The sequence below is a fragment of the Photobacterium sp. TLY01 genome, assembly GCF_021432065.1.
Lineage (GTDB): Bacteria > Pseudomonadota > Gammaproteobacteria > Enterobacterales > Vibrionaceae > Photobacterium > Photobacterium halotolerans_A.
Genome location: NZ_CP090364.1, coordinates 2,231,855 through 2,252,498 on the forward strand (window position 1 = coordinate 2,231,855; position 20,644 = coordinate 2,252,498).

Here is a 20,644-nt window from a genome sequence, read left to right on the forward strand (position 1 = left end):
CACGGCAATCGACCGTGGCTTTTTTGCCTTCCCCCTTTGGGAAACCAGAATTTGACCAACCAGACAGCGCTACTCTAAAAAATGGATAAACAATTACAGCGCGAATTGACCAAATGGTTAAAATCGCAAAGCAAACTTGCCAAACCCTGGCTCATGCTGAGTGTCGGCATGGGATTCCTGTCGGGGCTTCTCCTGGTTGCCCAGGCCGGACTGCTCGCCTACATATTGCAGCAACTGATCATTGAACAGACGGACAAACACCAGCTGATCCCGCATTTTGCCGGCCTGATTGCTGTGGTTGCACTTCGTGCCGCCTGCAGCTGGGGACGGGAAGTCGCAGGCTACCGGTGCGGGGAGCAGATCCGCCTGCACATCCGTCAGCTCATCATCCAGCGACTGCATCAGCTTGGCCCGGCGTTTATCAAAGGTCGCCCCGCCGGTTCCTGGGCCAGTCTGATTCTGGAACAGGTCGAGGAAATGCAGGATTTCTTTGCCCGCTATATCCCCCAGATGGCGCTGTCTGTCCTGATTCCTGTGGTCATTTTGGTGGCGGTATTCCCGTTTAACTGGGCGGCCGGTCTGATTTTCCTGATCACAGCGCCGTTAGTGCCCTTGTTCATGGCTCTGGTCGGTATGGGCGCAGCTGATGCAAGCCGACGCAACTTTACGGCCATGCAACGCCTGTCCGGTCACTTTTATGACCGCCTGCAGGGCCTGGCCACACTGCGACTGTTCAACCGGGCTGATGCCGAAGCCGAAAACCTGCACGATGCTGCCGATACACTGCGCAAACGTACGATGGAAGTGCTGCGTATGGCCTTTCTGTCATCCGCAGTACTGGAATTTTTCACGGCCATTTCCATCGCACTGGTTGCTGTCTATTTTGGTTTTTCTTTCATTGGTGAGCTGGACTTCGGCCACTATGGCTTGCCAATCACTTTATTTACCGGCTTCTTTATTCTGCTGCTGGCACCTGAGTTCTATCAGCCACTGAGAGATCTGGGCACCTTTTACCACGCCAAAGCGCAAGCCATTGGCGCCGCAGAATCCATCGTGACTTTCCTCAATACCCAAGCCGACAACATGAGTGAGGGCAAACAGCCACTGCCCTCTCCCGAGACTATCCACATCAGCCTGACCGACGTAAAAGTGCTCAGTCCGCAAGGGCAGGTGCTGGCTGGCCCGCTGAGTTTTGAGATTGATGCCAAACAACAAGTGGCTCTGGTTGGCCCCAGCGGCGCAGGTAAAACCAGCCTGCTGAATGCTCTGTTGGGTTTTCTGCCCTATGAAGGCAGCATCAAAGTCAATGGTGCTGAACTGCGTGAGATCAACCCGGCCCAGTGGCGTCAGTCTATCAGCTGGGTTGGCCAAAACCCGCTGCTGATTCACGGCAGTATTCGCGACAATATCATGCTGGGGAATCCTAACGCCACCGACGAACATGTCCGGCAAGTGGCGGAAAACGCGTTTGCCCATGAGTTTATCCAGCATCTGGAACTTGGCTTGGATCATCCGGTCGGTGATCGTTCAGCCGGCCTGTCCGTAGGTCAGGCACAGCGGCTGGCCGTCGCCCGCGCCCTGCTTCAGAACGGCAGTTTCTGGCTGCTGGATGAGCCCACAGCCAGCCTGGACGCCAACAGTGAACACCTGGTACAGCAAAGCTTAAATCAGGCAACCCAAGGCCAGACGACTTTGATGATCAGCCACCGTCTCGACCAGTTAACCAGTATGGATAAAGTGCTGGTGCTGGAAAACGGTCAAATCGTTCAACAAGGTCATTTCAGCCAGATCAGCCGCGAAGGCTTACTCGCAGACATGTTGTCACACACAAATAAGAGGGATCTCGATGCGTGATTTAATCCCTTACATTAAACTCTACCGTCGCCATTGGTTTGGCCTGACGCTGGGGATGTTGCTGGGTCTGGCGACCCTTTTAGCTGCCATGAGCCTACTGACTCTGTCTGGCTGGTTCCTTGCCGCCTCTGCCGTTGCGGGTATGACAATTGCCCGTGAAACCTTCAACTACATGCTACCGGCATCAGGTGTGCGTGGTTTTTCCATCGCCCGTACCGCAGGCCGCTGGGGAGAGCGTGTTGTCAGCCACAATGCAACCTTCAAGCTGCTGGCCGACCTGCGCATTTTCTTCTTCCGTAAGCTCATCCCGCTGATCCCTGGCCGTCAGACCAATCTGCGCGACGCCGATTTACTCAACCGCCTGGTTGCCGATGTGGATGCAATGGACCATGTCTACCTGCGGCTGATCAGCCCCTTGGTAATTGGGGGAATTGGTATTCTTGCGATAAGCGGCTTTCTGGCCTGGTTTGACCCGGCGCTTGCCTTAGTACTTGGGTGTCTGTTGTTCACTTTAATGCTTGCTCTGCCGGTTATTTTCTACAAGCTGGGCAAGAAACACGGTGAAACGCTGACCATGGCCAAAGCCGGATTCAGAATACGCCTGCTCGACTGGTTACAGGGTCAGGCCGAACTGTTACTGTTTAATGCAGAACCTGCATACAGAGAACAGACACTGAGCGAGCAGCACCAATTGCTGCAGGCACAGCGCCGCATGGCCAGCCTGACAGGAATGGCCAATGCGATGCTGCTGCTGGTCACCGGATGGTCTCTGGTACTTATGCTGTGGTTAGCCGCTGACGGTGTGGGGGGCAATACGCCCGACCCTATGATAGCGCTGGTTGCTTTTGCCACCATGGCCAGTTTTGAGCTGATGATGCCGGTTGCCGGGGCTTTTCAGTACCTGGGGCAAACGCTCTCTTCAGCCAGACGACTGAATGAAATTATTCATGCGACACCCGACACACAGTTTGACCCGCAAGGCCATCAGGCCAGTGTTCGCGGCGAGATTCAGGTTCGCAACGTCAGCTTCAGCTACTTCGGCAGCGAACAAGCCGTGCTTAACCAGGTCTCTCTCGAGCTCAAAGCCGGTGAAAAAATGGCACTGCTTGGCCGTACAGGCTGCGGTAAATCAACCCTGCTGCAATTGCTGACCCGGAACTGGGATCCCCAGCAAGGTGAGATCATCCTGGATGGCACACCGCTTTCTCAATGGCAGGAAGCGGCATTGCGTGATGCTGTGAGCGTGGTCAGCCAGCGTGTCGATATCTTTAACGGCACAGTTCGCGATAACCTGCAATTAGCCAAACCGGACGCAACCGACAGTGAACTGTCAGCCGTACTGACCAAAGTGGGGCTGGAGAAACTGCTGGATGGGAATAGCCTGAATACCTGGCTGGGTGATGGTGGCCGGCAAATTTCCGGCGGCGAACGTCGCCGGATAGGCATCGCCCGTGCGCTTTTACATGATGCTCCCATTTTGCTGCTCGATGAACCAACCGAAGGGTTGGATCGCCGGACTGAACAACAGATTTTGTCTTTGCTGTTCGAGCATATGCCGGGAAAAACGGTTGTCTTCATTACCCATCGTCTGGTCGGACTGGAGCAAATGGATCAGATATGTCTGATGGATCAAGGCGACATCATAGAACGTGGCAATCACGCTTCGCTGATGGCCCTGAATGGGCGCTATGCTGAACTCTGGCGCAGAGTTTAGCCCATGTAACAAAAAGGCGTTGGAGTGATTCCAGCGCCTTTCTTTCATTCTGCCATGGACAGACTAAGGATAGGTGCGATCCACTCTGACACCGTCGTCAAAATATAGGATCCGGACATTATCGCCTGACTGAAACAGCATGTTCGGATCAATATCCTGAATCACATCTACCAGCTTACCCTCCTCCGTTTTTATCAACAGCTCCACCAATTTGTACTGCCGGATTGATTGGCCAATAGGTTGGTTTTGATAGGCAACTCCGGCGCCCGCCAAAGCACCAACCGTGGTCGCCACCTCTCGGCCATGTCCTCCGCCGAACTGATTCCCTATCAAGCCCCCAACAACTGCACCCAATAAAGTTTGCCAGCCGTTATGTTCGGAGTTGACCACTTGCTGCTGGGTAATATAACGTACCGTTTCCAGTTGACCGAATACTACCTGGTTGACCGGACGCGCCTGATTCCGGTTATAAGGCGCAGCGTGCAACACCGATGAAAACAGCAAAACGAACCATAACCACTTTCTCATACGGATATTCTCCACCTACATTGTATTTATATGGCTATATATTTGCCTGAGCTCGACTCAGTCGACTTACAGTTTCCCCATCCGAGCACGGCGCTTGATGATCCCAATGGCCTGTTGGCCTTTGGTGGTGATCTCAGTGCCCAGCGACTGATTCATGCTTACCGGCAAGGTATCTTCCCCTGGTACGCTGAAGGTGAGCCCCTGTTGTGGTGGAGCCCGTCTCCCAGAGCGATTATCCTGCCAGAGATTTTTCAGCCAAGTAAGAGTCTGAAAAAGTTTTACCGCAAATCAGGCTATCAGGTCACTCTGAACCATGCCTGTCATCAGGTCATTGAGCAATGTGCATACAGCCGCGGCGTTGATGCCACCTGGATTACTTCAGCGATGATTCAAGCGTATCAGCACTTACATAACCAGGGCCATTGCCATTCCGTTGAAGTCTGGCAGGACGGTCAGCTGGTTGGTGGCTTATATGGTATCAGTGTGGGGACAGTATTTTGCGGTGAATCTATGTTTTCTCTCGCAGACAACGCATCCAAGATCGCATTCTGGCATTTCTGCCGGCATTTCAGTGCACATCATGGCACTCTGATCGACTGCCAGATTATGAATTCGCACCTTGCTTCTCTGGGCGCACAGGATGTTTCTCGTGACGCATTTTTGCAAACCTTAGAGCAGCAGAGATGCGCCATACTTAGATCAGGTTGTTATTCGCCCCAGGTCATTGCTTAGTAGGTTACCATGAGTCTTCCCACTGTACGTTTAGGCTTTACACCAGAAATCAGCTGCAGTTATTTACCTGAGCAAAAAGAGCAACTTGGTGTCGTCGTCGACCATCGCTGGCTCACCGCTTCTGGTTACAGTGCGCTGCTTGGCTGCGGGTATCGCCGCAGTGGTCAGGCTATTTACAAACCGATGTGCGAACGCTGCCACGCCTGTACTCCCCTGCGCGTTGACTGTGCTCACTTTTCCCCCAGTAAAAGTCAAAAAAGACAATTAAAACAACTGAGCAGCTTTCAAGCAGAATTTAAATCCCAGCTTGATGACGGCTGGTTTCCTCTCTATGAACAATATATTCGGGAAAGACACGCGCACGGGGCCATGTATCCGGCCAGCAGGCAGCAGTTTTTTGAGTTTTGTCAGGCAAACTGGATGGACACCCGTTTTTTGCACCTCTACCAGAATGAGCGCTTAGTCGCTATTGCCGTCACCGATTTTTTTGACCAGGCGCTGAGCGCTGTCTATACCTTCTTCGAGCCGAACCACCCGTTATCGCTCGGAACCCTCTGCGTGCTCACACAAATCCAATACTGCCGGGACACCGGGCGCCGCTGGCTCTACCCGGGTTACCAGATTGATGATTGCCCTGCAATGAACTATAAAACCCGCTTCAAGCCTTACCAAAAGCTGGTTCGGGGCGAATGGCAATAAAAGTGCAGTGAATTCTCCCCAGCCTCTGCCCCATTAAAAGGAACGAAGTTTGCAACAAAAGCTGACAAAGCGCAGCAGCGAGGGTAAAATTGCGGGCCTGAACTTTACACTTAAACAGTTTCAAGGCATTATCCGGCCCAATCAGATGCAAGGCACGGTAGCCTAAGAGGATTCAATGGCAAAAGAAGACGTAATCGAAATGCAAGGTACTGTACTGGATACACTACCGAATACTATGTTCCGCGTTGAGCTGGAAAACGGTCACGTAGTGACTGCACACATCTCTGGCAAAATGCGCAAAAACTACATCCGTATCCTGACCGGCGACAAGGTGACAGTTGAGCTGACGCCTTACGATCTGTCTAAAGGCCGCATCGTCTTCCGTTCACGCTAATTTGTGCCGGGCTGGTGAAGCGCAAACTGCCCCCCAGTTACGAAAAGCACACAATTCTTTGCCTTAATCACCAAGGCATAAAAAACGGGACGCTCAGGTCCCGTTTTTATTGGCGCTAACAGATGGGTATCAGCGCATTAGTGCGCAGGTTCCATTTCACTGCTGAAGCGGAAATCCAGTGTGCCATCATCTTTCAGTGTCACACGCACTGAGCCACCATTGACCAGCGAGCCGAACAATAACTCGTTCGCCATCGGTTTTTTCAGGTTTTCCTGAATCACCCTGGCCATTGGGCGGGCCCCCATCGACTTGTCATAGCCTTTGTCTGCCAGCCATTCACGGGCTTCGTTTGATACTTCCATAGAGACACCACGGGCATCCAACTGGGCCTGCAGCTCAACAATGAATTTATCAACAACCTGATTAATCACTTCTTTTTCCAGGTGATTAAACCAAATAATGTTGTCCAGACGATTTCGGAATTCAGGCGCAAAGACCCGCTTGATTTCTGACATCGCATCATGGCTGTGGTCCTGTTGAACCAGACCAATCGATTTACGGACCGTTTCCTGAACCCCGGCATTGGTGGTCATCACCAAAATCACGTTGCGGAAATCCGCTTTACGTCCGTTATTATCGGTCAGAGTACCGTTATCCATCACCTGCAGCAGCAAGTTAAAGACATCCGGGTGCGCTTTCTCTATTTCGTCCAGCAGCACGACTGAATGCGGATGCTTAATCACAGCATCAGTCAGCAAGCCACCCTGATCAAAACCGACATAGCCCGGAGGTGCACCAATCAAACGGCTGACCGTATGGCGTTCCATATACTCGGACATGTCAAATCTCAGCAGTTCAATCCCCAGCATTTTTGCCAGTTGCACCGTCACCTCGGTTTTACCAACCCCTGTCGGGCCAGCAAACAGGAAAGAACCCACGGGTTTATTATCAGCCCCTAATCCGGCCCGGCTGAGTTTGATCACTTCGGTCAGCGCTTCGATTGCCTTATCCTGACCAAAAACCAGCATCTTCAGCTTACTGTCCAAATTCAGCAGGACTTCTTTATCACTGGAAGAAACCGACTTTTCGGGGATCCGGGCAATACGCGCAATCATGGCTTCAATGTCACTGACATTGATGGTTTTCTTACGCTTACTGACCGGTGCCAAACGACAGCGTGCGCCCGCTTCATCAATGACATCAATCGCCTTATCCGGTAAATGACGTTCATTGATATATTTGGCAGAAAGCTCTACGGCAGCCCGAATGGCTTTATTGGTGTATCTGACTTCATGGTGGGCCTCATATTTTGTTTTCAGCCCCATGAGAATCTTGGTGGTATCATCCAAAGAAGGTTCAACAATATCAATCTTTTGGAATCGACGAGCCAGCGCTCGCTCTTTCTCAAAGATATTGCTGTATTCCTGATAAGTGGTCGACCCCATACAACGGATTTTACCACTGCTCAGTAAAGGCTTGATTAAGTTGGCAGCATCCACCTGCCCACCGGAAGCCGCACCTGCGCCTATGATGGTATGAATCTCATCGATGAACAGGACCGCTTTTTCTTCTTTCTCAAGCTGCTTCAAAATGGCTTTAAAGCGTTTTTCAAAATCACCACGATACTTAGTGCCGGCCAGCAGTGAGCCGATATCCAGCGAGTAGATCACACAATCTTTAATAATGTCGGGAACCTGACCTTCAACAATGCGCCAGGCAAGGCCTTCCGCGATCGCTGTTTTACCGACCCCGGCTTCACCCACCAGTAATGGGTTGTTTTTCCGGCGGCGGCACAGGACCTGAACGGTACGTTCAAGCTCATACTCACGGCCAATTAACGGATCAATGGCACCGGCACGGGCCAGTTGATTGAGATTGGTGGCAAAGTTTTCCAGACGGTCTTCACCGCTTTCCGCACGCGGATCGTCAGGGCTGACCTCGGACTGGTTCAAATCATCATTGTCACTGTCTTTTACCGTGCCATGAGAAATGAAATTCACCACATCAAGACGGCTGATATCACTCTTCTTAAGCAGGTAAGCGGCGTGCGACTCCTGTTCACTGAAAATAGCCACCAGCACATTGGCGCCGGTCACTTCGCTGCGACCCGATGACTGCACATGGAAAACCGCACGTTGTAATACGCGCTGAAAGCTCAGCGTCGGCTGGGTTTCTCTGCTTTCATCATCAGCAGGAATTAATGGCGTGGTTTGCTCAATGAAGGCATCCAGTTCTTTTCGAAGGGTATCCAGATTTGCACGGCACGCTAACAGGGCTTCCTGAGCAGCAGGATTCTCCAGTAGCGCCAACAGCAGATGCTCAACCGTCATAAACTCATGGCGTTTTTCCCTTGCCCGCGCGAAGGCACCATTGAGACTGGTTTCAAGTTCTTTATTTAGCATAAGGCACCTCCCCTAAATACCACTTGATTTGGCGTGCCGGAAAAAGTCAGGCTTTTTCCATGGTACACAGTAGCGGATGTTCATGCTCTCTTGCATACATCATGACTTGAGCCACTTTGGTTTCAGCGACTTCAGCAGTAAAAATACCGCACACTGCCTTCCCCTCATAATGCACAGCCAGCATCAACTGTGTTGCTCTCTCCAAGTCCATGGAGAAGAACTTCTGTAACACTTCTATCACAAAATCCATCGGTGTGTAATCATCATTATTTAAAATCACTTTATACATCGATGGTGGCTTAACCTGAGTGTCCTCCTTATCAAGTATGTCTGACTCAGGGTTAATCCTTTCGCTTAACTTACTCATAATCTCATCTTAGTCATTTGTTCAATCGGTTGCTAGATTGCGACGGACAAAAAAGATTTCATCCAAATGTTACAAGTCTTGCTTGACTGTCTAAGTCTTTTTACTAAAGTGTACCTTGTAGTAGATACTATCTGCATCAAAATAGCATTTATATTCAAGTCATGTTAAAACAGTACTGGTAAATAAATGCTAAATGGAAATTGAATGCAAAGAGGGATGTAAAAGCATGGCAACAGGTACAGTTAAATGGTTCAACAACGCAAAAGGCTTCGGTTTCATTTGTCCTGAAAACGGTGAAGGCGATATCTTTGCACACTATTCAACGATCCAGATGGAAGGATATCGAACGCTGAAAGCAGGACAACAAGTTAACTACACCGTTCAAACTGGCCCGAAAGGCTATCACGCCAGTGAAATCGTCCCCATCGATGTTGAAAGCGCCAGTAAATAAACGTAGCTGACACATTTACATCACTTTATTCAGGTGGGCAACTGCTCACCTTTAGTTATTACAGCTTCCCCCTACTAACAGCTTCATCTTCAAGCCTTTCATCTCGGACTGCGCTCTTTCATCACTCTTTAACTGACAATTCAATGAATAAACAGTGAATAAAACACCACGAAACAAGTAATTAACAAATCAATTAACAACTCCCTGTTCAGGCCGCGTTTGCTGATCGTTAACAACGAACGTTGATGAGCTAATTATGACCGATTTAGTGGAAGCAACACAATGCCGGGGACATGCTTTTCTGAGGCCGTGAGATAAATGATTCTCTAAAACAAAAAGGCCCAGCCGAAGCCGAGCCTTTTCTCAAATCATGAAACAAACTTACATTTGTTCAATCATGTCGTTTGCAAATTCTGAACACTTGCGCAGTGTCGCGCCGTCCATCAGACGCTCAAAATCGTAAGTCACAGTCTTGTTGCGGATGGCCGCTTCCATCGACTTGATGATCAGGTCAGCAGCTTCTGTCCAACCCAGGTGACGCAGCATCATTTCAGCAGACAGAATCAGAGAACCCGGGTTCACTTTATCCTGACCTGCATACTTAGGTGCAGTACCGTGAGTCGCTTCAAACAACGCAACACCATCACCAATGTTGGCACCCGGTGCGATACCGATACCACCAACCTGAGCAGCCAGTGCATCAGAAATGTAGTCACCGTTCAGGTTCATCGTCGCGATCACATCATACTCAGCAGGACGCAGCAGAATCTGTTGCAGGAACGCATCTGCAATGCTGTCTTTGATGATGATTTCTTTGCCGGTGTTTGGATTTTTCAGCGTCATCCAAGGGCCGCCATCCAGCAGCTCAGCACCGAACTCTTTCGCGACTTCGTAACCCCAGTCTTTAAAGGCACCTTCAGTAAACTTCATGATGTTGCCTTTGTGAACCAGCGTCAGTGAATCACGGTCATTGTCGATGGTGTATTGCAGGGCAGCACGGACCAGACGTTTGGTGCCTTCTTCAGAAACTGGCTTGATACCAATACCGCAGTCTTTAGAGAAACGGATCTTCGTTGCACCCATTTCTTCTTGCAGGAATTTGATCACTTTATCTGCTTCGGCTGTACCGGCTTTGAACTCGATACCCGCATAGATATCTTCTGAGTTTTCACGGTAGATCACCATGTCAGTCAGTTCAGGTTGTTTCAGCGGGCTTGGTACGCCGTCAAAATAACGAACCGGGCGAGCACAGATGTACAGATCCAGCTCCTGACGCAGAGCAACGTTCAGTGAACGAATACCGCCGCCAACAGGTGTAGTCAGTGGACCTTTAATTGCAACTTTGTATTCACGAATAAAATCAAGCGTTTCTTGAGGCAGCCAAGCATCTTCACCGTAAACCTGAGTCGATTTTTCACCGGTGTAGATCTCCATCCAGGAAATTTTACGGTCGCCGCCGTAAGCTTTCTGAACAGCCGCATCAACCACTTTGATCATTGCAGGGCTTACATCAACGCCAATACCATCACCTTCAATAAAAGGGATGATCGGGTTGTTAGGAACGACCAGCTTACCATCGGCATCCAGGGCAATTTTCTGACCTTCTGCTGGTACAACTACTTTACTATCCATTAAATTCTCCTAGCGTCCGTTTGTTATCTTTTTGTAAGATGCGGGGGAATCATACTTGAAAATTCACCAGCACGCCATGGGTGGATTTTTACGTTATAATGGCGCGCTCACAAAATACTTATCCCCTTTACTTATATCGCCATGAAAACTCAACGTACCCGACGCACCACCCGCCAGGACGATCGTAAGCCGTTTCGTCAGTCAGGTGTCCAGCCACAAAAATCGCGCACCGGCTCTCAGCCTGCCCGTCGCCGTGGCCCGCAAAAAATCATTCTTTTTAATAAGCCATTCAATGTGTTAACGCAATTTAGCGGTGAGCCGGGAGACCAAACGCTCGCGGACTACATCCCGGTTAAAGATGTCTATGCCGCTGGACGCTTGGACAAAGACAGCGAAGGCCTGCTGGTGCTGACCAATGACGGTATCCTGCAAGCACGTCTGACTCAGCCCAGCTCCAAACAACCTAAAACCTACTGGGTACAGGTCGAAGGCACGCCGGGTGAAGAGCAGCTCGAAGCGCTACGCACAGGTGTCACATTGAAAGACGGCATGACACTGCCAGCCGATGTCACTGTCATTGAAGCGCCTGATGTATGGGACAGACATCCACCGATTCGTGAACGCAAGAATATCCCGACCACCTGGCTCAGCATTACATTGAGAGAAGGACGCAACCGGCAGGTTCGTCGCATGACGGCCCACATAGGCCACCCGACGCTCAGATTGATCCGCTACCAGATGGCAGACTGGACAGTCGACGGTCTGGCCCCCGGTGAATGGCGGGAAGTCTCGCTCTGAGGATTACTGCCTGTCCGGGTGAAATTTACCGGTACGCTAATTTTGCTAAAACACTACACATTAGCGGAGAGTTACACTATCATTGCCGCAAATAGCAAACGTTTGCGTTAGTGGCAATAAACGAATCATCGTGCAGGCTGACAGCTCAATTTGCCGATGAAAGATGAATAAAGTGTGAAGCGGTTCTCGATCTGTTTCAGTTCGCAGCTTTCTGTTAGAATTACGCCCTTATCACTTATTCAAGATTGAAGAGAAAAATGTCAGATAACAGCCAGAAAAAAGTTATTGTCGGCATGTCCGGCGGCGTTGATTCCTCGGTTTCTGCCTACCTGCTACTTCAACAGGGCTACCAGGTTGAAGGCCTGTTCATGAAGAACTGGGAAGAAGATGACAATGACGAGTACTGCTCAGCGGCAGAAGATCTTGCAGACGCACAGGCTGTGTGCGACAAACTGGGCATTCATCTTCACACGATCAACTTTGCTGCAGAGTACTGGGACAACGTGTTCGAATACTTTCTTGCAGAATATAAAGCAGGCCGTACGCCAAACCCTGACATCCTGTGTAACAAAGAAATCAAATTTAAGGCATTCCTGGAGTTTGCCGATGAAGTGCTGGATGCTGATTACATCGCCATGGGTCACTATACCCGCCGCACTTTCCCGACCCAGCCCGGTCAAAAAGCGCAAATGTTACGCGGACTGGATAACAACAAAGACCAGAGCTATTTCCTGTATACCCTGAGCCACGATCAAATTGCCCGCAGCCTGTTCCCTGTGGGTGAGCTTGAAAAGCCTGAAGTGCGCCGCATTGCTGAAGAACAAGGGTTGATCACCGCCAAGAAAAAAGACTCTACCGGTATCTGTTTTATCGGAGAGCGCAAATTCACCGAGTTTCTGGGGAAATACCTGCCTGCACAACCAGGCGATATTGTCACAGCTGAAGACGGCAAGGTGATTGGACAGCATCAGGGACTGATGTACCACACCCTGGGCCAGCGTAAAGGCCTGCTGATTGGTGGTTTGAAAGACAGCTCGGATGAGCCCTGGTACGTCGTTGATAAAGATATTGAGAAAAATCAGCTAATTGTCGGCCAAGGGAAGGATCATCCGCGTCTGCAATCGAATGGTCTGATCGCCGCTCAACTGCACTGGGTGGATCGCAAGCCGGTGCGTGAGCCTGTGAAATGCACAGTGAAAACCCGCTATCGCCAGCAGGATACCCCTTGCACCATTATTCCTGTCGATGACAACAGCATTAAAGTCATTTTTGATGAACCGCAAATCGCAGTCACTCCAGGTCAATCAGCGGTGTTTTATCAGGGTGATGTGTGTCTAGGCGGCGGCATCATTGAAGAGCGGATTTAAAGGGACAGTCCATGGCTTATACAATTTATGACAGAACCATTGCGTTTGCAGGCATTTGTCAGGCAGTGAAATTAGTACAGACTGTAGCGCGTACCGGCACTTGTGATAACGATGCTTTTGTCACCTGTTTACGCACCCTGACCTCGACAAACCCAAACAATGTGATTGAAATTTTTGGTGAAGAAGCGGACCTCCAACTCGGCCTCAGCACCATGATCAATGAAATCGATAATACGCCGGCAGGCAGTGAAATCACCCGGTATCTGGTCAGCGTGATGGCGCTGGAACGTAAACTGGCCAGCCGTCGCGACAGCATGGCACAACTGGGTGATCGGATTGATATGGTGAAACGCCAGCTGGATCATTTCGACCTGCTTGACGACCAGATGATCAGCAACCTGGCCAGTGTGTATCTGGACATTATCAGCCCGCTAGGACCGCGCATTCAGGTCACAGGGACCCCGGCTCAGCTGCAGCAACAGCATGTGCAGCACAAGGTACGAGCTCTGCTGCTGGCCGCAGTTCGCAGTGCGGTATTGTGGCGTCAGGTCGGCGGTAAGCGCCGTCATCTGATCTTTGGCCGCAAACAGATGCTTGAACAGGCAAAAATCATTCAGGCCCGAAGCTAAACATTATTCTCAGAGAGCGCCTGTTGGGCGTTCTGTAACTCAGCTATAACCCTTTAATCAGGAGAGAGACATCATGGAACTGTCAGCATTGACTGCTGTTTCCCCGGTAGACGGCCGCTACGGTAGCAAAACCAGCGCACTGCGCAGTATCTTCAGTGAATTTGGTCTGCTGAAATACCGTACCATCGTTGAAATTCGCTGGCTGCAAAAACTGGCCGCGACTGACGCTATCGCGGAAGTTCCGGCCTTCAGCGCTGAAGCCAATGCCTTCCTGGATCGTATTGCCGCTGAATTCAGCGAAGAAGATGCCCTGCGTATCAAGACGATTGAACGCACGACCAACCACGATGTGAAAGCCGTCGAGTACTTCCTGAAGGAAAAAGTGGCTGATAATCCTGAGCTGCACGCGGTGAATGAATTCATTCACTTTGCCTGTACTTCTGAGGACATCAACAACCTGTCACACGCTCTGATGCTAAAAGAAGCGCGTGAGCAAGTCATGCTGCCTGAAGTACGTAACGTGATTGACGCCATTAAAGCACTGGCAGCGGAATACCGTGAAGTGCCTCTGTTGTCCCGCACACACGGCCAGCCGGCGTCACCAAGTACAATGGGTAAAGAAATGGCGAACGTGGCGTACCGTATGGAACGTCAGTACCGTCAGATTGAACAGGTTGAGCTGCTGGGTAAAATCAACGGCGCTGTGGGTAACTACAATGCGCACCTCTCTGCTTATCCGGACATCGACTGGCACCAGTACAGCGAAGAATTCGTCACCTCTTTGGGTCTGGACTGGAACCCGTACACCACGCAAATTGAACCGCACGATTACATCGCAGAACTGTTTGACGCCTTTGCGCGTTTCAACACGATTCTGATCGACTTTGATCGTGATGTCTGGGGTTATATCGCACTGGGCCACTTCAAGCAGAAGACCATTGCCGGTGAAATCGGTTCTTCCACCATGCCGCATAAAGTCAACCCGATTGACTTTGAAAACTCGGAAGGCAACCTGGGTCTGGCGAATGCTATTTTTGCCCACCTGGCTCAAAAGCTGCCGATTTCCCGCTGGCAGCGTGACCTGACCGACTCCACAGTATTGCGTAACCTGGGTGTGGGCTGCGGTTATGCCATCATTGCTTACACCTCAACCCTGAAAGGGATCAGCAAGCTGGAAGTGAACCAGGCTGCACTGGAAGCCGAGCTGGACAAAAACTGGGAAGTACTGGCTGAGCCGGTACAAACCGTCATGCGTCGTTACGGTATCGAAAAGCCGTATGAGAAGCTGAAAGAGCTGACCCGTGGCAAGCGTGTCGACGGCGAAGGTATGCGTCAGTTTATCGATGGTCTGGATTTACCGGAGCACGAAAAAACTCGCCTGAAAGCCATGACACCGGCGAACTACATTGGTGATGCTGTGAAACTGACCGATCAACTCTGATCGGCTTGTTTTTCGCTCTCAAGGCCAGCATTGCATGCTGGCCTTTTTAGTTTCTGCCGGTCTGCCCACAATCACTGATATAATCCCCCTTAAATTTCTAACCGATGAAGACTATGTATCAATTTACCTTCTCGTTCAGTGAGTTCTTATCGACTTACTGGCAAAAGCAACCCACAGTGATTAAAGGCGGTTTTGCCGATTTCGTTGATCCGATCTCGCCAGATGAACTGGCCGGACTGGCGATGGAAGAAGAAGTCGACTCCCGTTATATCGCACGTCAGGGTGAAAACTGGCAGGTCGAACAAGGTCCGCTGAGCTTTGACAACCTGCCGGATGATCACTGGTCTTTCATGGTGCAGGCGGCTAACCACTGGCACAGCGGCGCGGCCAGACTGGTCAAACCGTTCCAAGTCATGCCCGGCTGGCTGTTTGATGATCTGATGATCAGCTACTCTACGCCGGGAGGCGGCGTTGGTCCCCATTTCGACCAGTATGATGTCTTCATTATTCAGGGTTCAGGGCAACGCCGCTGGCGTGTCGGCCCGCGCAAAGACAACTACGAAGAATGCTTCCGGCACCCGAACCTGCGCCAAATCACCGGATTTGACCCTATCATTGATGAAGTGCTGGAGCCGGGCGATATTCTGTATATTCCCGCCGGTTTCCCTCATGACGGTTATGCCCTGGAAACCGCAATGAGTTATTCAATGGGGTTCCGATCACCGAAACAGCAAGAGCTGCTGAGTAGCTTTGCCGACTTCATCATCGAAAATGAAATGGGCGATCAACATTATCACAACCCGGATCTTCCGGCTCGTGACAAAGTCGGCGAGCTGCCAGCCAGCGAATGTCAGGGGCTGATCGCCATGATGCGCAGCCTGATGGAACAACCGGAAACCATGCAACAGTGGCTGGGGGAATATTTAAGCCTGAGCCGCCATAACATGGATGTGATCGCAGCAGATCCGCTGTGGTCCGGTGATGAAATCGTGGGCGCGCTGATGCAGGGTGAAATCTTTTACAAAGTTGGCGGCCTGCGTGCCTTCTATCATCAGGGACACCCGCACACTGTCTATATTGATGGCGAGCGTTACGCGTTACCCGCCGGCTGTGAACAAGCCGCCGACTGGCTGTGCAATCAGGACAGTTTCTCAATCGCAGAGGTGGGCGAGCTCATCAATCACTCAGCATTGATTTTACTGCTAACCCAATGGGTGAATATGGGCTACTGGCATCAGGCCGACTAAATCAGATTCCCTTGACCCATTTCAGGACGGGACACCTAAAGCTAAAAAAGCCCGCGATGCGGGCTTTTTGTTGTCTGCCTTTTTGTTGTCTGCACAATGGCCGAAACCGTGGAAATCAGACTTTGAACTGACCCGCTAACTCTTGCTGTTTGTGGGATAAGGAGGTTAAACGCTGACCGATAGTTGCCGAATTTTCCGCCTGTCCCAGAATGGTCTCACTCAGCTCACGGATATTCGAAACATTCCGGTTCACCTCTCCGGCGACCGCTCGTTGCTCACCGGCGGCATGCATGATTTGCTCATTCATTGACTGAATCGCGCGAACCGCCTCGGTAATACGCTCCAGGCTCGCCACCGCTTCACTGACCTGATGGGCGGTATCCCCTGCCAGCTGATTGCCTTCTTCAATCGCATTCACCACATCGCGGGTGCCCTGCTGCAGCACCTCAATCACGTTGCGGATCTGGCCGACAGAATCCTGAGTCCGGCTGGCGAGCTGACGCACTTCGTCTGCAACCACGGCAAATCCCCGGCCCTGCTCTCCGGCTCGCGCCGCTTCAATAGCCGCATTCAGGGCCAGCAGGTTGGTCTGTTCTGAAATACCGGCAATCACCTGCAGAATCTGATTAATATCTTCGCTGTTTCGCTCCAGATCACGCGCCACAGGCACTGCCGTTTCCATGCGGGAAACCAGATGATTCATCGATTCTGCTGAGGCATGAATCACGCCCTGCCCCTCTACAGCAGCAGAATCCGCATCGCGGGCAGCACCAACAGCCGTTTCGGTATGGCTGACAACCTGCTCGGCCGTCTGTGCCATCTCTTCCGATGCCGTCGCGACCATATCCACTTCTTTAAACTGCGCCTGACTGCCATCCCGGGTATGACTGGCCACCTGCGCAGCTTCATTGGCGGTCGTGCCAACTTCATCCACCGCGATGATCACTTGTGAGATGGTGTGCTGTAATTTATCCAGGAAGCGGTTAAACCAGGTTGCCAGTTCACCCAGTTCATCTTGCTGACCGACATGAAGACGCTGGGTCAAATCCCCTTCCCCTGAGGCAATATCCTTTAATCGTTCAGCAATCTGGCGAATCGGGGCAACCAGCCGGGCCGCAGCGAACCACAGCATCAGCAGGCCTGCCGCAGCAATCACTAAGCTGGCCATCAGCTGAATTGCAGAAGATTCATCGCGCTGTTTCTGAATCGCATGATCCAAGCTCGTGGCTTCTGCCAGCACTTTTTCTGCCGGCAGCTGAATGATCACCCCCCAGGTTGTCTGGCCCAGTTCAACCGGATTGTAAGCCGTCAGCCAGTTCTGATCCTGACTCCAGCCGACCACCTGTTTGCCCTGTCTGAGCCAGTCGGTCAGTGTTCCGGGCAGGCCATCACCCGGCATGACGGTACTGCCAACTCTGTCACTGGCCTGATCCCAAGCAACAACAGTGCCGTTCTGACTGACCAGAGAAACCTTCCCGCTGGCGTGAAACAGGTTTTCATCAACGGTATTGATGACACTTTGTAAGGCATCCAGTTTTACATCAATCCCCATCACGCCGATGGCTTTGCCTTTGACTAGTAACGGGATAGTAATCGAGCTCAGCAGTACATTCTGGCCATTATCGGTCGAAAATACCGGATCCTGGACACAGGATTCTCTGCCATTCAGGCTGCAGGTATACCAGGCATTAGTGGCCTTATCGCCAATTTTTGCTTCGCTGATAATCCGTTGTTCGGCTTCGCCGCTTTCGCCACGGAACCAGTAAGGAGAAAATCGCCCCGTTGTGTTCGCGCCGACATAAGCCGCATCCGCGTAGTTGCCGTCTTCGCCATCCAGCGCATCTGGCTCAAATACGACAAACGCACCATGAATATTGGCAAATTCATTCACAGAGCGGCGAAGTAACTCGCTGATAGAACCCCGTAGTTCAGCGCTGTTGGTATAATTTTCTTCCGCGTTATATTTCAGAAACAGCACACTCTGAGCCAGCATCTCGGCCCGATGTGAGGCTTCATCAAGATATTGCTGTACTGAGATGGCCTGCCTCTCAGCTTGTGCTTTGACCAGTTCTTGCGACTGATTTCTGAGCGAGCTGAAAGATTGCTGGCTCACCAACTGCTGGCTTTGTCCCGAAAAGTAGAACGAAAGGCTGGTAAGTACCGCTGCGGTTGCCAGTAAGGCAAAACCCGCCATCAGGGTAATTTTCCACTGAACCGAAAGTGACCGCATATAACCGTCCTTGTAAGTCAAATCAGTCAAAATGTAACTTTTAGTGACAGGAACATCAATTAGATGTTAACAAAACACTCAAAAGTTTGATTTTTATTCAATTTATCAAAAATGTAACAAAAAAAGCGCGGGTTTTACGCCGCGCTTAAAGCCTGTCACAGGCTTAAATCAGTGCACATTCAGGCAAGCCACAGCATGTACATCTCCGCCTTCTAACTGAGGCTTTTTCTGCGCACAACTGTCGGTTGCCTGCGGGCAGCGTGTTCTGAACACACAGCCCGAAGGTGGATTCATCGGTGAAGGTAAATCACCTTCAAGCAACTGAATGGTCTTATTGCGCTCCTTCTCCGGATCCGGAATCGGAACAGCGGACATCAGTGCCTTAGTATAAGGGTGTTTCGGTCCGTCAAACAGCGCATCGCCCTCGCCAATTTCAACAGCATTCCCCAGATACATCACCATGACGCGATCAGAAATATGCTTCACCACTGACAGGTCGTGGGCAATAAAAATCAGGCTGAGTCCCATTTCTTTCTGCAGTGATTTCAGCAGGTTGACCACCTGGGCCTGGATAGACACGTCCAGTGCCGATACCGGCTCATCACAGATAATCAGCTTAGGTTTCAGGATCAGGGCGCGCGCAATACCGATACGCTGACACTGACCGCCGGAGAACTCATGCGGGTAGCGGTTGATCACGTTGGGTAACAAGCCCACCTTATTCATCATCTCTTTCACCCGGGCTTTGACTTCATCAGTGCTCAATTCCGGATAAAAGGTTTTCAGCGGCTCGGCAATAATGTCTCCCACCGTCATACGCGGGTTCAGAGAGGCCAGCGGATCCTGGAAAATCATCTGGATCTCTTTGCGTTTTTCACGCATGGCATTGTGTTCCAGCTTGGTCAGGTCCTGCCCCAGCCAGACCACATTGCCTTCTGTGGCTTGCACCAGACCAATCACAGCACGGGCAAAAGTCGACTTACCACAGCCCGACTCACCCACAACACCCAGCGTTTCGCCTTCGTACAAACGAATTCCGACACCGTCAACAGCTTTCAGCTTGAGCGGTTTGGTCCAGGGCCAGGCTGATTTTGGCGCTATGTTGAAGTGCACTTTGAGATCTTTAATATCGAGTAAAACTTTCTTTTCGGCTTGCATTACCACGTCCCCACATCAGAAAAACATGCACGTAAACGACCTTCAGCAAAAGGCTCCAGTGAAGGGGCTTCCTGTGAACAGCGACTGCTGACACGGTGGCAACGCTCCTGATACGGGCAGCCCACAGGCAGACGCAGTAAGTTTGGCGGATTACCCGGGATGGTCGGCAGTTCTTCGCCTTCGGTATCCAGACGGGGAATCGCTTTGAGCAGACCTTCGGTGTAAGGGTGAGCGGGTTGATAGAAAATCTCATCGATTTTGCCATATTCCATGGTACGGCCAGCATACATGACCAGTACTTTGTCACAGCTACCGGCCACCACGCCCAGATCATGGGTGATCATGATAATGGCAGTGTTGAAATCACTTTTCAGCTCGTTGAGCAAATCCATGATTTGCGCCTGAACGGTCACATCCAGCGCTGTCGTTGGTTCATCGGCAATCAGCAGTTTCGGACGGCACAGCAAGGCCATTGCGATCATTACACGCTGACGCATACCGCCGGAGAACTCGTGCGGGTACATGGTAATTCGCTTACGTGCTTCCGGAATTTTCACCGCATCCAGCATACGCACACTTTCTTCGAACGCTTCAGCCCGTCCCATGCCTTTATGCAGCATCAGGACTTCCATCAGCTGATCGCTGACTTTCATGTAAGGGTTCAGCGATGTCATCGGGTCCTGGAAAATCATCGCAATCTGCTCGGCACGGATCTTATTGAGTTCACGCTCAGGCAGATTCAGGATTTCACGGCCTTCAAATTTCGCGCTACCGCTGATCTTACCGTTCTTGGCAAGCAGGCCCATAATAGAGAACACGGTCTGGCTTTTGCCTGAACCCGACTCTCCCACGATCCCCAGAGTCTCCCCCTGGTTCAGAGAAAAATTCAAATCATTTACTGCGGTGACAATCCCGTCTTGCGTGGTGAATTCTACGCGCAGATCTTTGACATCTAATAAGCTCATCTTTCACTTCCTTATCTTGCCGCCGTGCAGTCAGTG

The 20,644-nt window shown here is 51.0% G+C and carries 18 protein-coding genes; 11 read left to right on the top strand and 7 right to left on the bottom strand.

The annotated features are described in order from the left end of the window. Window positions 1-81: 81 nt before the first annotated feature. Entirely contained in the window at window positions 82-1,854 is a 1,773-nt protein-coding gene (gene cydD / locus LN341_RS10605; protein WP_234203265.1) for a cysteine/glutathione ABC transporter permease/ATP-binding protein CydD, read from the top strand. Beyond that, a complete protein-coding gene (gene cydC / locus LN341_RS10610; protein ID WP_234203266.1) occupies window positions 1,847-3,568 on the top strand; it encodes a cysteine/glutathione ABC transporter ATP-binding protein/permease CydC in 1,722 nt (573 codons plus the stop codon). The genes cydD and cydC overlap by 8 nt, the downstream gene beginning before the upstream one ends. 63 nt (window positions 3,569-3,631) lie before the next feature. Here cydC and LN341_RS10615 read toward each other — a convergent pair whose 3' ends face one another. After that, entirely contained in the window at window positions 3,632-4,096 is a 465-nt protein-coding gene (locus tag LN341_RS10615) for a glycine zipper 2TM domain-containing protein (protein ID WP_046218643.1), read from the bottom strand. Window positions 4,097-4,126: 30 nt separating this feature from the next. Between LN341_RS10615 and aat the strand changes: the two genes are divergently transcribed. The 3 genes from aat to infA all read left to right on the top strand — a co-directional run bounded on the left by aat (window position 4,127) and on the right by infA (window position 5,921). Next, on the top strand, window positions 4,127-4,828 hold the full coding sequence (gene aat, locus LN341_RS10620; protein WP_046218644.1) for a leucyl/phenylalanyl-tRNA--protein transferase: 702 nt from the start codon (window positions 4,127-4,129) through the stop codon (window positions 4,826-4,828). 9 nt (window positions 4,829-4,837) lie between these two features. Then, window positions 4,838-5,527, top strand: a complete 690-nt coding sequence (locus LN341_RS10625; protein WP_234203267.1) for an arginyltransferase — start codon at window positions 4,838-4,840, stop codon at window positions 5,525-5,527. 175 nt (window positions 5,528-5,702) lie between these two features. Continuing rightward, window positions 5,703-5,921 (top strand): translation initiation factor IF-1, encoded by a 219-nt coding sequence (gene infA / locus LN341_RS10630; protein ID WP_027252769.1) that lies wholly within the window; start codon window positions 5,703-5,705, stop codon window positions 5,919-5,921. A gap of 137 nt (window positions 5,922-6,058) precedes the next feature. Here the strand turns inward: infA and clpA are convergent, their stop codons facing one another. Together clpA and clpS are read right to left on the bottom strand one after the other, a co-directional pair. Further along, on the bottom strand, window positions 6,059-8,323 hold the full coding sequence (gene clpA / locus LN341_RS10635; protein ID WP_046218646.1) for an ATP-dependent Clp protease ATP-binding subunit ClpA: 2,265 nt from the start codon (window positions 8,321-8,323) through the stop codon (window positions 6,059-6,061). A 46-nt stretch (window positions 8,324-8,369) separates the two neighbouring features. Continuing rightward, on the bottom strand, window positions 8,370-8,690 hold the full coding sequence (clpS, locus tag LN341_RS10640) for an ATP-dependent Clp protease adapter ClpS (protein ID WP_046218647.1): 321 nt from the start codon (window positions 8,688-8,690) through the stop codon (window positions 8,370-8,372). Window positions 8,691-8,916: 226 nt separating this feature from the next. On the opposite strand from clpS, the gene cspD reads away from it, so the two are divergent. Continuing rightward, window positions 8,917-9,141 carry a cold shock domain-containing protein CspD gene (gene cspD / locus LN341_RS10645; RefSeq protein WP_027252772.1) on the top strand — a complete coding sequence of 75 codons (225 nt, stop codon included), beginning with the start codon at window positions 8,917-8,919 and terminating at the stop codon, window positions 9,139-9,141. 381 nt (window positions 9,142-9,522) lie between these two features. On the opposite strand, the gene icd is transcribed toward cspD, so the two are convergent. Continuing rightward, the gene (icd, locus tag LN341_RS10650) at window positions 9,523-10,773 is read right to left on the bottom strand and encodes an NADP-dependent isocitrate dehydrogenase (RefSeq protein WP_046218648.1); all 1,251 of its coding nucleotides are present in this window, start codon (window positions 10,771-10,773) and stop codon (window positions 9,523-9,525) included. A 141-nt stretch (window positions 10,774-10,914) separates the two neighbouring features. On the opposite strand from icd, the gene LN341_RS10655 reads away from it, so the two are divergent. From LN341_RS10655 to LN341_RS10675, 5 genes are all read left to right on the top strand, one after another. Next, window positions 10,915-11,571 carry a pseudouridine synthase gene (locus LN341_RS10655; protein WP_234203268.1) on the top strand — a complete coding sequence of 219 codons (657 nt, stop codon included), beginning with the start codon at window positions 10,915-10,917 and terminating at the stop codon, window positions 11,569-11,571. Window positions 11,572-11,828: 257 nt separating this feature from the next. Then, window positions 11,829-12,938, top strand: coding sequence for a tRNA 2-thiouridine(34) synthase MnmA (mnmA, locus tag LN341_RS10660; RefSeq protein ID WP_234203269.1), 1,110 nt, complete (start codon window positions 11,829-11,831; stop codon window positions 12,936-12,938). 11 nt (window positions 12,939-12,949) lie between these two features. Continuing rightward, complete coding sequence (hflD, locus tag LN341_RS10665) at window positions 12,950-13,567, top strand: high frequency lysogenization protein HflD (protein WP_046218650.1); 618 nt, start codon at window positions 12,950-12,952, stop codon at window positions 13,565-13,567. A gap of 73 nt (window positions 13,568-13,640) precedes the next feature. After that, a complete protein-coding gene (gene purB / locus LN341_RS10670; RefSeq protein WP_234203270.1) occupies window positions 13,641-15,008 on the top strand; it encodes an adenylosuccinate lyase in 1,368 nt (455 codons plus the stop codon). A 113-nt stretch (window positions 15,009-15,121) separates the two neighbouring features. Then, window positions 15,122-16,255 (top strand): cupin domain-containing protein, encoded by a 1,134-nt coding sequence (locus LN341_RS10675; RefSeq protein ID WP_234203271.1) that lies wholly within the window; start codon window positions 15,122-15,124, stop codon window positions 16,253-16,255. 115 nt (window positions 16,256-16,370) lie between these two features. Here the strand turns inward: LN341_RS10675 and LN341_RS10680 are convergent, their stop codons facing one another. The 3 genes from LN341_RS10680 to LN341_RS10690 form a co-directional block, all read right to left on the bottom strand. Then, entirely contained in the window at window positions 16,371-18,485 is a 2,115-nt protein-coding gene (locus LN341_RS10680) for a methyl-accepting chemotaxis protein (RefSeq protein ID WP_046218653.1), read from the bottom strand. 168 nt (window positions 18,486-18,653) lie between these two features. Further along, window positions 18,654-19,643 carry a murein tripeptide/oligopeptide ABC transporter ATP binding protein OppF gene (oppF, locus tag LN341_RS10685; RefSeq protein WP_046218654.1) on the bottom strand — a complete coding sequence of 330 codons (990 nt, stop codon included), beginning with the start codon at window positions 19,641-19,643 and terminating at the stop codon, window positions 18,654-18,656. After that, on the bottom strand, window positions 19,643-20,608 hold the full coding sequence (locus tag LN341_RS10690) for an ABC transporter ATP-binding protein (RefSeq protein ID WP_234203272.1): 966 nt from the start codon (window positions 20,606-20,608) through the stop codon (window positions 19,643-19,645). The genes oppF and LN341_RS10690 overlap by 1 nt, the downstream gene beginning before the upstream one ends. Between the last annotated feature and the right edge of the window lie 36 nt (window positions 20,609-20,644).